Here is an 11997-nt window from a genome sequence, read left to right as displayed (position 1 = left end):
GCCGTCGTCGGCGAGACGGGGAGATTTCAGCCCGTCCGGCCGACGACGGCGAGTCGAGGGCAGTTCAGCCCGTCCGGCGTTTGAGGACGAGGCGCGAAGCGCCGTTGTGGGGGAGAGGGGCGGAGCCCCAGGTGAGAGAGCGAGGGGGCGGGGGCGGCAGCCTTCGGGGCGGGGAGGGAGGCCGGGGCGTTCGCGGGGGTCAGGCGAGGACGCGGCGGCCTCCGCCGCGCCGGGCCGCGCCGAGCAGCCCCCGCACGGTCGGCACCCACCCCACCGCCACGATCGCCGCCCCCACCGACAACCCCAGCGTCCCGTTCAACGGCAGCGCGATCCCGATGCCGCCCCCCACCACCCACGCCATCTGCAACAGCGTCTCCGCCCGCGCGAACGCCGACGTCCGCACCTCCTCCGGCACGTCCCGCTGGATCAGCGCGTCCAGCGACAGCTTCGACAGGGCCTGCGCGAACCCCGCCACCGCCGCCAGGCAGGCGATGCCCACGGGGCTGAAGAGCAGGGCCGCGCACACCGCGACCCCGAGCACCACCGCCACCACCGTCACGATGATCAACTCGGGGGCGCGCGCCTTGAGCCACGCCCCGGCGGCCGTACCGAACGCGTTGCCCGCGCCCGCCGCGACACCGACTATGCCGAGCGACACCGCCGCGCTCTGCCCGCCGAGCGGATGCTCGCGCAGCAGGAAGGCCAGGAAGAAGATCAGGAAGCCGCCGAGGCCGCGCTGCGCGGCGTTGACGGCGAGGCCGTGCGTCACGGCCGGGCCCACGGTCCGCAGCCCGAGCCGGCGCCGACGCGCCGAGTCCTTGCGGTCCCTGGCCCGCGCCAGGTGCAGATGCGCCTCGTCCGCCGCCAGCAGCGCCTTGCTCTCCCCCTTGGCCGAGTCCACCTTCGGCGGCAGCGTGAACGACAGCACCGTCCCGGCGACGAACAGCACGAACGCCCCGTACAGCGGCCAGCGCGGCCCCAGCGCCTGCAGCCCGGCCCCGACCGGCGCGGCCACGCCGGTCGCGAGGAGCCCGCTCAGCGTCACCCGTGAGTTCGCCTTCACCAGGGAGAAGGCGGGTGGCAGCAGCCGGGGCACGACGGCGCTGCGGACCACTCCGTACGCCTTCGAGGAGACGAGGACGCCGAGCGCCGCCGGGTACAGCTCCATGCCGCCGGTGACCACGGCGCCCGACAGGATCAGCGCGAGGAGCGCCCGCGCCAGCATCGCGCCCGCCATCGCGGCGCGCCGGCCGTGCGGCAGGCGGTCCAGGAGCGGGCCGATGACGGGCGCGAGGAGGGTGAACGGCGCCATGGTGATCGCCAGGTACAGCGCCACCCGGCCGCGGGCCTCGTCCGTGGGCACCGAGAAGAACACCGTGGACGCCAGCGCTACGGTGATCATCACGTCCCCGGCGCCGTTGACGGCGTGCAGCTCGATCAGCTTGCCGAGGCCGGATTCGCCCGCCCCGTGGGCGTGCGTGGCCTTGCGGATGCCGCGGGCGGTGCCGGTGAACGGCAGCCGCAGGGCGCGGGCGAGCGCACGGGCGGCCCGTGTGCGGCGGGGCGGGGCGAGCCCGTGCGATGACGACGACCTGAGGCCAGTCACCCAGTCATAGTGCCCCCAACCGGCCCGGAGTACGTGCACCGACCGGTGATTCCCCCGCGGGGCGCAGACCCCGTCGCGGCGACGGGCGCGGCCCGAGTGCGGGCGCCGGTGTGGGCCCAGGGGCCGAGAACAGGTAGCGTGCGTAACGCGCCTGCGGCGGAAGTTCTCGGCCGCGCGCCTCGGGCCATCCCGCAGAATGGATGGCGTAGGCGCGCCCGCGACGTCGGGCGCGGACGTCGACGCGGCCCTCTGGTCCGCTCCGTCCGTGCCCCCGCGTAAGGGGTGGCGCACTAGTGAGACGGCGTAGGAGAGAAGCGATACCTGTGAGCGCAGCGACAACGCGAAGCCGCACCCCGCGCACCCCGCGCACCCCCGACCGCCTCTGCGCCGAGGCCGTCGGGTTCGCCCGGGCCGCGGCCGAGGAGGCCGCCGCTCCGGGGGTGGTCGGCGAGCATGTCGAGGTCGTCGTGGAGGGCGACCGCGTCGTCACGCATCTCTTCGAGTGCAAGGAGCCGGGGTACCGCGGCTGGCGCTGGGCGGTGACCGTGGCCCGCGCCTCCCGCGCGAAGGTCGTCACCCTCGACGAGACGGTGCTGCTGCCCGGCCCCGACGCGCTCCTCGCCCCCGAGTGGGTGCCGTGGAGCGAGCGGCTGCGCCCCGGCGACATGGGCCCCGGCGACCTGCTGCCCACCGACGCCGAGGACCTGCGCCTGGAGCCCGGCTACTCCGGCGACGACGCGCCGCCGCCGAACTCCGTCCTCTCCGACGAGCTGGCCGCGCGGGTCGAGGCCGAGGACGCGGAGGTCGCCGGGGGCAGCCCCGCCGATCTCGCGGCCGCGCCCGCCCGCGGCTCCCTCACGGCCCTCGCCGAGGAGCTGGGCATGCGCCGCGCGCGGGTGCTCTCCCGCTACGGCCTGCACTCCGCCGCGGACCGTTGGGACGAGGCGTACGGTGCGAAGACCCCGATGGCGCAGGCCGCGCCCGCGCCCTGCGTGAGCTGCGGCTTCCTGATGCCGATCGGCGGCTCGCTGGGGCAGGCGTTCGGCGTGTGCGCGAACGAGTTCGGGCCCGCGGACGGGCACGTGGTCTCCCTGTCGTACGGCTGCGGGGGGCACTCCGAGGCCGCCGTCATGCCCAAGCCGCCGCGGCCGGCTCCGCCGGTCCTGGACGAGACGAAGATCGACGAACTCCCGCTGCGGCCCGCCCCCGACTCGGGCTCGGTGCCGCCCGCGGGGGCGGGGGAGGACTTGGGCCACTCCTAGCCTCCACGGTTCTCGCGGCTCCCCGCCGGGCCCCGGCGACCTGCGGCCGCGCCGCGTGGTTTCCCACCCGCCCACCCGTGACTGGGCGGTGGAGTGGCTCGGCCCGGGGCCTGCCTGTGGTTGCTGAGGGGGAGGCCTCTGAGTGCTGGGGTGTCGCCGGGTGCGGCCCGGTGGCCGCTTTGGCCGCGCTGCGCGCGGCGTGGTTTCCCGCCCACCCGCCCGTGACTCGGCAGTCGAGAGGCTCGGCTCTGGAGCCCTGACCGTTGCGCACGGCAGTACCCCGCGGGCCGTGTGGGGGCTGGGGTGCCATGGGCGGGCCGGTGAGCAGGTCGCCGACGGTAACGCGTCTGAAGCCATGTACGGGCCGGTGCGTGTGGTCCCGTTTTTTTGGGGGGGCACTGGGGCTGCACGGCCGGGTGGGCGCCACGGCGCGCGGCGAACCATCCGCCGGGATGCGGTGGGATGGCAGCGGTGCGTGCGGTCCCGTCTGAGGGCTGCCGGGCTGCTTGAGCGGGTCGGTGGGCAGGTCAACCGCGCGGTAGTGCGGTGGAAGCCATGTACGGGTCAGTGCAGTGGGGCGGCGGCGGTGTGATTACGTCTGGGGACACTGTGGCTGCACGGGCAGGTGGGCGGCGCACGGTGCATGGAGCGCGGCAGATCCTGCCGCTGGGGTGCGGCGGGATGGTGGCGGTGCGCGTGGTCCCGTCTGGGGACGCCCGGGCTGCACGGGCGGGCTGCTTGGGCGCCACGGTGCGTGGAGCGCGGTGAAACCATCCGCCAGGGTGCGGTGGGATGGTGGCGGTGCGTGTGGTCCCGTCTGGGGGCACCCGGGCTGCTTGGGCAGGTGGGTGGGCGCCACGGAGCGCGGAGCGCGGCGAACCATCCGCTGGGGTGCGGTGGGATGGTGGCGGTGCGTGCGGTCCCGTCTGGGGGCGCCCGGGCTGCACGGGCGGGCGGGTGGGCACCACGCCGTGCGGAGCGCGGCGGAACCGCCCACCCGGGTGCGGTGGGATGACGGCAGTGCGTGCGGTCCCGGCCGGGGGCACCGGGGTGGCACGGGCGGGCGGGTGGGCGAGTCGCCGCGCGCAGCGCGGCGGAAGCCACCCACAAGCCGGTGCCGTCGGACGGCGGCGCGCACCCCCGGCCCCGGGCACCGGGGTGGCACGGACAGGCGCGGCGGCACGGCGGCACGCAGGCCCCGCCCCAGGCGCCGGGGCCGCACGGGTGGGCGGGTGGGCAGGGTGCCGCGCGCAGCGCGGCGGACACCACCCACCGGCCCGCACCCGAGGACGACAGCCCGACCCGGTACCGCCCGCCCGCCCCCAGGCGCCCCGAGGGCAAACGGGGCCCCGCCCCAGCCCCAGCGCCCCCCCGCGCGCCAACGGGGCCCACCTCGGCAGAGCGCACCCCGCGCAAGCAGGGGCCGCACCCCGGCAGAGGCCGCCCCGCCACCGGCGGTACCGTTCGCCCCAGCCCGCCCCAGCCCGCCCCAGCCCAGCCCAGCCCAGCCCCAGCCCCCCGCGCGCAGGCGAGGCCCCACCCCAGCGAAGCGCACCCGGCGCGCAAGCGGGGCCCCACCCCGGCAGAGGGCGCCCCGCCGGCAGCGGTACCGTTCGCCCCGAACCCCAAGGCACCCCCAGGCGCAAGCAGGGGCCCAACCCCGCACAGGGCGCCCCCGCCAGCGAAGGGCCCCCGCAGGCGAAGGGCCCCGCCAGAGAAAGGCGTAGACACCGTGAGCAAGACCGTGCGGCCGGCCACCGAGGGCACCGACCCGTTCGGCACCTCCCGTCTGCGCCGGTCGGTGCTGGAGGCGTGGGCGGCGAGCCCGGCCCGGTTCCGGGAGGACGCCAACGCCGAGGAGGACCTGGCGCTCGGCGGCTACCGCGACCGCCTGGTCGTGGAGCTCGCGCAGAACGCCTCGGACGCCGCCGCCCGCGCGGGCGTGGCGGGGCGGCTCGCCCTCACCCTCCAGGACGGCGTCCTCGCCGCGGCGAACACCGGCGCCCCGCTGGACGCCACGGGCGTGGAGTCCCTGGCCACGCTGCGGGCGTCCGCGAAGCGGCAGAGCGCCGACGAGGACACGGCCCGGCGCACCACCGGCCGCTTCGGCGTCGGCTTCGCCGCCGTGCTCGCCGTGTCCGACGAGCCCGCCGTCGTGGGCCGTACGGGCGGCGTCCGCTGGTCCCTGCGGGAGGCCCGCGAACTGGCCGCGGAGACGGCCCGGTTCAGCCCCGGCCTCGGCGACGAGCTGCGCCGCCGCGACGGCCACGTACCGCTGCTGCGGCTGCCGCTGGCAGCGGAGGGCTCCGCTCCGGAGGGGTACGACACGGTCGTCATCCTGCCGCTGCGGGACGCCGCCGCCGAGGACCTGGTCACGCGCCTGCTCGACGCCGTCGACGACGCGCTGCTGCTGGCCCTGCCCGGCCTCGACGAGGTGTCCGTCCGCACCCCGGACGGCACCACCCGGGTGCTGCGCCGGTCGGCGGAGGGCGCGGACACCGTCGTGGCGGACACCCGGGACGGCACCACGCGCTGGCGCACCGTCACCCACGCGGGCGACCTGGAGGCGCATCTGCTCGCCGACCGGCCGGTGGAGGAGCGGCTGCGGCCGTACTGGCAGGTCACGTGGGCGGTGCCGGTGGGCGCCGACGGCGCGCCGGGGGCGCCGCGCACCAGCCCCGTGCTGCACGCGCCCACGCCCAGCGACGAGCCGCTCGGCGTACCGGCCCTGCTCATCGGCACGTTCCCGCTGGACACCAGCCGCCGCCACACCGCGCCGGGGCCGCTCACGGACTTCCTGGTGGAGCGGGCGGCGGACGCGTACACCGAACTCCTCGCCGGGTGGCGGCCGGTGACGGAGGGCGTCATCGGCCTGGTGCCGGGGCCGCTGGGCCGCGGCGAGCTGGACGGCGCGCTGCGCCAGGCGATCCTGGACCGGCTGCCGCGGACGGCGTTCCTGCCGCCCGCCGCCGCGCCCGCGCGGGAGCGCACGGAGGAGTGGGCCGAGGACGCGCTGCCCGAGGCGCTGCGGCCGCGGGACGCCGAGGTCGTGGAGGGCGCGGGTGCGGACACCGTACGGGTGCTGGCCGAGGTCCTGCCGAGCCTGCTGCCCGCCGGTCTGGAGCGCCGCGGCGAGCTGCGGGCGCTCGGCGTGGCCCGGGTGCCGCTGACCGAGGCGGTGGACCGGCTGGCCGGTCTGGAGCGGGAGCCGTCCTGGTGGCGGCGGCTGTACGACAGCCTCGCGGGCGTCGACCCGGACCGCCTTACGGGCCTGCCCGTGCCGCTCGCGAACGGGCGTACGACGATCGGCCCCCGCCAGGTCCTGCTGCCCGCGCCCGACGAGGGCTCCGCGCCCGACGAGCGCCCCGCGCCCGACGAGCGCCCCGCGCCCGCGACGCTGGCCCGGCTCGGCCTGAAGGTCGCCCACGCGGACGCCGCCCACCCGCTGCTGGAGAAGCTCGGGGCGCTGCCCGCCACGCCGCGCGCGGTGCTGACGACGCCCCAGGTGCGGGCGGCGGTCGCGGCGTCGCTGGACGACGACGCCTGGGACGAGGACGCGGTGGACGCCGACGAACTGGCGGAGCTGGTCCTCACCCTCGTACGCGACGCCGACCTCGCGCCCGGCGACGAACCGTGGCTCGGCGCGCTCGCGCTGCCCGACGAGGACGGCGAACTCGCGCCCGCCGGGGAACTCGTGCTGCCCGGCAGCGCGTTCGCCGAGGTCATGCGGGAGGGCGAGCTGGCCTTCGTGGACGCGGAGACCGCCGAGCGGTGGGGCGAGCAGCCGCTGGCCGCGTGCGGGGTGCTCGCCGACTTCGCCCTGGTCCGCGCCACGGACGTGGTCCTCGACCCGGACGATCTCGAGCCGCGCGACGGGGACTTCGCCGAGCCCGACGACGCCGGGCTGCTCGACGCCGTCGACGTGTGGTGCGAGGACGTGCTCGACCGGCTGCCGGACACGCCGGTGCCGCCGGTGGCGACGGAGCTGGTCGCGGTCCGCGACCTCGACCTCGTCGACGACGACCAGTGGCCGCGCGCGCTGGCGCTCCTGTCCCGGCCGCCCTTGCGGGACGCGCTCACCCAGCCCGTACGGATCCTGCTGCCGGACGGTACGACGGAGAGCGTGCGGCCGTACACCGCGTGGTGGCTGCGCGGCCACCCGGTCCTGGACGGCCGCCGTCCGGCGGGGCTGCGGGCGGCCGGGTCCGACCCGCTCCTGGAGGGCCTGTACGACGCGGCGGACGCGACCGGCTTCGACGACGAGCAGGTCCTGCGGGCCCTCGGCGTACGGACGTCCGTGGACGCGCTGCTCGCGGAGCCGGGCGGCGCGGCGGAGCTGCTCGACCGGCTCGCGGACCCCGAGCGGACCGTCTCCGCGGCCCGGCTGCACGCCCTGTACGGGGCGCTCGCGGACCTCGACCCGGAGCGGGTGACGCTGCCGGACGAGCTGCGGGCCGTCGTGGACGGGGAGGTCGTGGTGGTCGACGCCGCCGACGCGGTGGTCGCGGACGCCCCGGACCTGCTGCCGTTCGCGGCCGGCCTGCCCCTGCTGCCGGTGGCGCCGTCGCGGGCCGGGGACCTCGCCGACCTGCTCCAGGTGCGCCGCCTCAGCGAGCGGGTCCGCGCGGAGGTCGACCCGGCGTCCGGGGTGGAGCACGAGGTCCCCGAGTCCGTGCGCGTCCTGCTGGGCCCGGCGACCCCGGCGACGTACCGCGAACACGAGGAGCTGGTCGTCGACGGCGTGGACCTGGAGTGGCGGCGCACCCCCGACGGCACGGTGCACGCCGCGACGCTGGAGGGCGTCGCGGCGGGCCTGGCCTGGGCGGTCCGCCAGTGGCCCCGGCGCTTCGAGGTGGCGGCGCTCCTGGAGGACCCGTCGCGTACGGAGGAACTGGCCCGGGACCGCTGGTTCGACTAACGCCACGGCCTGCGCGTATCACGATGCGTACAACCATTGGCCACAGGTGAGGGTCTGATCTGCCGGGTCAACAGACCCCTCGATCGACCGGGCCTCGCGTGACCGCTCCACGCACCGCGAGCCCCCTTCTCCACCTGGGGAAACACATGCGCATCCGTGCCACTGTGGCCGCCGTGTCCGGCGCCCTCGCCCTGTCCGCGTTCGCGGTGCCCGCCGCGCAGGCGGACGGGGGCGAGGGCGGGACGCGGATCACGGACGTCACCGTCAACGGCGGCCAGGACATCGTGGTCGGCACGTCCGCGAAGAAGAAGGTCACCATCGAGCTGACCGCGACGGACCCGGCCGGTGTCTCCAAGGCCAAGGCCATGCTGTGGCACGGCACGGACTTCAGCCGGACCGGCATCGACGGCTCCATGGTGCCGAGCACCGAGTACGGCGACTGCACGGCCCTCGACGACACGACCTCCACCTGCACGTTCACCGTCCACGCGGACCCGAACGACAACATCTACCGCAACGCCCTCGCGGGCCCGTGGAAGGTCTGGGCGGCCGCTTACGACCAGGACGGCGAGCGGACCGTCGAGGAGGCGTACAAGACCGTCAACGTGCAGCGCGCCGCCAAGCTGACGGTCAACGCGTCCCCCGAGCCGGTGAAGAAGGGCCGGACGATCACCGTCGCGGGCGCCCTGACGCGGGCCAACTGGGACACCCACGCGTACGCGGGCTACACCCGGCAGTCCGTGAAGCTCCAGTTCAAGAAGAAGGGCGCGAGCGCCTACACCACCGTCAAGACGGTGAAGTCCGACTCCAAGGGCAACCTGAAGGCCACCGTGAAGGCGTCCGTGGACGGCACCTTCCGCTACGTCTTCGCGGGGACGTCCACCACCCCCGCCGTGACCTCCGCCGGCGACGCCGTCGACGTCCGCTGACCGTTCCCCCGCACCCCTGCCTTCCCTGAGGAACCACCCATGCGCATCAGCACCACCGCGGCCGCCGTCACCGGCGCCGTCGCCCTCTCCGCCCTCGCCGTCCCGGCCGCCCAGGCGCTCGACTCCCGCCAGGGCGACACCAAGATCACGAAGGTCGTCGTCAACGGCGGCAAGGACCTCGTGGTCGGCACCTCCAGGGCGAAGTTCGTGATCACCGTCACGGGCACCGACCCCAAGGGCATCAAGGAGGGCATCGCCCTCGTGTGGCACGGCAAGAAGTACCACCCCGACCACATCGACGGCCTCATCGCCCCGCAGAACGAGCCCACGTGCGTCAAGGTCGACGCGACCACCGGCACCTGCAAGGTCGTCGTCGAGGCCGACCTGCGCGCGCTCCGCAACAGCGCCGCGGGCACGTGGAAGGTCCTGGCCGGCCTGCTGGCCAAGGGCAGCGCCGAGGACCACGTGGTCACGGACAAGTACAAGACCGTCAAGGTCAAGCGCGCCGCCAAGCTGACGGTCGACGCGTCCCCCGAGCCGGTGAAGAAGGGCAAGGCCCTCACCGTCGCGGGCGCGTTGACGCGGGCGAACTGGGAGACGCGCAGGTACGCGGGGTACACCGGGCAGTCGGTGAAGCTCCAGTTCAAGAAGAAGGGCGCGAGCGCCTACACCACCGTGAAGACGGTGACGTCGGACGCCCGCGGCAAGCTGAAGGCCACCGTGAAGGCGTCGGCGGACGGCACGTTCCGGTACGTCTTCGGGGGGACGTCCACCACCGCGGCCGTGACCTCGGCCGGGGACGCCGTCGACGTGCGCTGACGTTGTGCCGGCCGCCGCCCGGGGCGGCGGCCGGCGGGGCCCGGGGCTATGCCGGTACGCGGCGGTCGACCAGGCGGAAGGCCAGTTCGATGACGGCCGACGCGGCCGCCGCGATGCCGACCGCCGCCCAGGGCAGCGTCGTACCGACCAGCTTCAGGGCGAAGAAGTCCTGGAGGTAGGGGACGGTCAGGACGAGCAGGAAGCCGAGGCCCATCGCGGCCACCAGGCCGATCCGCCACCAGGTGTACGGGCGGGCGATGATCGCCAGGACCCAGAGGGAGACCAGGAACAGGGTCAGCGTGGCCGCGCTGGTCTCGGCCTCGCGGGCGCCCTCGCCCGTGTAGTGGTGGCGGGCCAGCAGATACGTCGCGAAGGTGGCGAGCGCCGCGACGATGCCGCCGGGCAGGGCGTAGCGCATGACCCGGCGGACGAAGTGCGGTTTGGCGCGCTCCTTGTTGGGGGCCAAGGCCAGGAAGAAGGCCGGGACGCCGATCGTCAGGGTGGACAGCAGGGTCAGGTGGCGGGGCAGGAAGAGGTACTCGACCTGCGAGCAGACCACGAGGAGCGCGATCACGACCGAGTAGACGGTCTTGACCAGGAACAGCGTGGCGACGCGGGTGATGTTGCCGATGACCCGGCGGCCCTCGGCCACCACCGACGGCAGCGTCGCGAAGCTGTTGTTCAGGAGCACGATCTGGGCGACCGCGCGGGTGGCCTCGGAGCCGGAGCCCATGGAGACGCCGATGTCGGCGTCCTTCAGGGCCAGCACGTCGTTGACGCCGTCGCCCGTCATGGCGACCGTGTGGCCCTTGGACTGCAGGGCCCCGACCATGTCCCGCTTCTGCTGCGGGGTCACGCGGCCGAAGACCGCGTTGGCGTCCAGCTCGTCGGCCATCTCGCTCCGCTCGGCGGGCAGCCGGCGGGCGTCCACCGTGTTCTGCGCGCCCGGCAGCCCCAGCTTCGCCGCCACCGCGCCGACCGAGACGGCGTTGTCGCCGGAGATGACCTTGGCCTGGACGTTCTGCTCCTCGAAGTAGCGCAGGGTGTCGGCGGCGTCGGGCCGCAGCCGCTGCTCCAGGACGACCAGGGCCGCGGGCCGCGCCCCGGTGGCGACGTCCGGGGCGTCCAGCTCCCCGGCCGCGCGCGCGAGCAGCAGCACGCGCAGGCCCTGTTCGTTGAGGTGGCCGATCTCGTCCAGCGCCGGGTCGCCGTCGGGCAGCAGCACGTCGGGCGCGCCGAGGAGCCAGGTGGAGTTCTCGCCGTCGCCCTCGCTGAAGCTCGCGCCGCTGTACTTGCGGGCGGAGGAGAACGGCAGCGACTCGGTGCAGCGCCACTCCTCGCTGTCGGGGTAGGCGTCGATGATGGCCTGGAGGGAGGCGTTGGGGCGCGGGTCGGACTCGCCGAGGGCGCCCAGGACCTTGCGCAGGTACGCCTCGTCCGCGTCGCCCAGGGGCCGCAGCTCGGTGACGTCCATGCCGCCCTCGGTGAGGGTGCCGGTCTTGTCCAGGCAGACCGTGTCGACGCGGGCCAGGCCCTCGATCGCGGGCAGCTCCTGCACCAGGCACTGCTTGCGGCCGAGCCGGATGACGCCGATCGCGAAGGCCACCGAGGTGAGCAGGACCAGGCCCTCGGGGATCATCGGGACGATGCCGCCGACGGTGTAGGCGATGGACTCCTTGAAGTTGTCGTCCTTGACGACGAGCTGCGAGATGACCAGGCCGATCGAGGTGGGGACCATCAGCCACGTCACGTACTTCAGGATCGTGGAGATGCCCGAGCGCAGCTCGGAGTGGACGAGCGTGAAGCGGCTCGCCTCCTCCGCCAACTGCGCGGCGTACGCCTCGCGGCCCACCTTCGTCGCGGTGAACGCGCCGCCGCCCGCGACCACGAAGGAGCCCGACATCAGCTTGTCGCCGGGCTTCTTCAGGACCGGGTCGGCCTCGCCGGTCAGCAGGGACTCGTCGACCTCCAGGCCGTCGGCCTCGGCCACCTCGCCGTCCACGGCGATCTTGTCGCCGGGGCCCAGCTCCACCAGGTCGCCGAGGACGATCTCGGAGGTGGAGATCTCCGCGGCCACGCCGTCGCGCCGCACCGTCGGCTTCGCCTCGCCGATCACCGCGAGCCCGTCGAGGGTCTTCTTGGCGCGCAGCTCCTGGATGATGCCGATGCCGGTGTTGGCGACGATCACGAAGCCGAAGAGGCTGTCCTGGATCGGTGCGACACACAACATGATCACCCAGAGCACGCCGATGATCGCGTTGAAGCGGGTGAAGACGTTCCCGCGGATGATCTCGGTCGTGGAGCGACTGCTGCGGACCGGTACGTCGTTGACCTCGCCGCGGGCGACCCGCTCGGCGACCTCGGCCGACGACAGTCCCGTGGCTCGTCCCGGGGGAGGCGCCACCGGGTGGACCGGGTCCAGCTCAGCGCCCGCGTCGATGTGCGTCATGGTCTCGACGGTAC

General features: G+C 75.2%; 6 protein-coding genes. 4 read left to right on the top strand and 2 right to left on the bottom strand.

What is annotated here, in order from left to right:
- Nucleotides 1-199: 199 nt before the first annotated feature.
- On the bottom strand, nt 200-1606 hold the full coding sequence (locus IE330_RS27805; protein WP_373314739.1) for an MFS transporter: 1407 nt from the start codon (nt 1604-1606) through the stop codon (nt 200-202).
- Between the two features lie 323 nt (nt 1607-1929).
- Between IE330_RS27805 and IE330_RS27800 the strand changes: the two genes are divergently transcribed.
- The 4 genes from IE330_RS27800 to IE330_RS27785 all read left to right on the top strand — a co-directional run bounded on the left by IE330_RS27800 (nt 1930) and on the right by IE330_RS27785 (nt 9534).
- Nucleotides 1930-2868 carry a DUF3027 domain-containing protein gene (locus tag IE330_RS27800; protein WP_190138890.1) on the top strand — a complete coding sequence of 313 codons (939 nt, stop codon included), beginning with the start codon at nt 1930-1932 and terminating at the stop codon, nt 2866-2868.
- Nucleotides 2869-4600: 1732 nt separating this feature from the next.
- Nucleotides 4601-7786: a sacsin N-terminal ATP-binding-like domain-containing protein gene (locus IE330_RS27795; protein ID WP_190138889.1), complete on the top strand. Its 3186-nt coding sequence runs from the start codon at nt 4601-4603 to the stop codon at nt 7784-7786.
- Nucleotides 7787-7932: 146 nt separating this feature from the next.
- The gene (locus tag IE330_RS27790; protein ID WP_190138888.1) at nt 7933-8715 is read left to right on the top strand and encodes a DUF5707 domain-containing protein; all 783 of its coding nucleotides are present in this window, start codon (nt 7933-7935) and stop codon (nt 8713-8715) included.
- Nucleotides 8716-8754: 39 nt separating this feature from the next.
- Complete coding sequence (locus tag IE330_RS27785) at nt 8755-9534, top strand: calcium-binding protein (protein ID WP_190138887.1); 780 nt, start codon at nt 8755-8757, stop codon at nt 9532-9534.
- 46 nt (nt 9535-9580) lie between these two features.
- Here the strand turns inward: IE330_RS27785 and IE330_RS27780 are convergent, their stop codons facing one another.
- The gene (locus IE330_RS27780) at nt 9581-11983 is read right to left on the bottom strand and encodes an HAD-IC family P-type ATPase (RefSeq protein ID WP_190138886.1); all 2403 of its coding nucleotides are present in this window, start codon (nt 11981-11983) and stop codon (nt 9581-9583) included.
- Nucleotides 11984-11997 lie beyond the last annotated feature (14 nt).

It is taken from the genome of Streptomyces longispororuber (assembly GCF_014656095.1).
Taxonomy (GTDB): Bacteria; Actinomycetota; Actinomycetes; order Streptomycetales; family Streptomycetaceae; genus Streptomyces; species Streptomyces longispororuber.
Note: the sequence above shows the minus strand (reverse complement) of the source record. Positions and strands in the feature narration are given on the sequence as shown.

Coding starts and splice junctions, on each gene's coding strand:
- IE330_RS27790 (WP_190138888.1), top strand. CDS start 7,933: ATGCGCATCCGTGCCACTGTGGCCGCCGTGTCCGGCGCCCTCGCCCTG.
- IE330_RS27785 (WP_190138887.1), top strand. CDS start 8,755: ATGCGCATCAGCACCACCGCGGCCGCCGTCACCGGCGCCGTCGCCCTC.
- IE330_RS27780 (WP_190138886.1), bottom strand. CDS start 11,983: ATGACGCACATCGACGCGGGCGCTGAGCTGGACCCGGTCCACCCGGTG.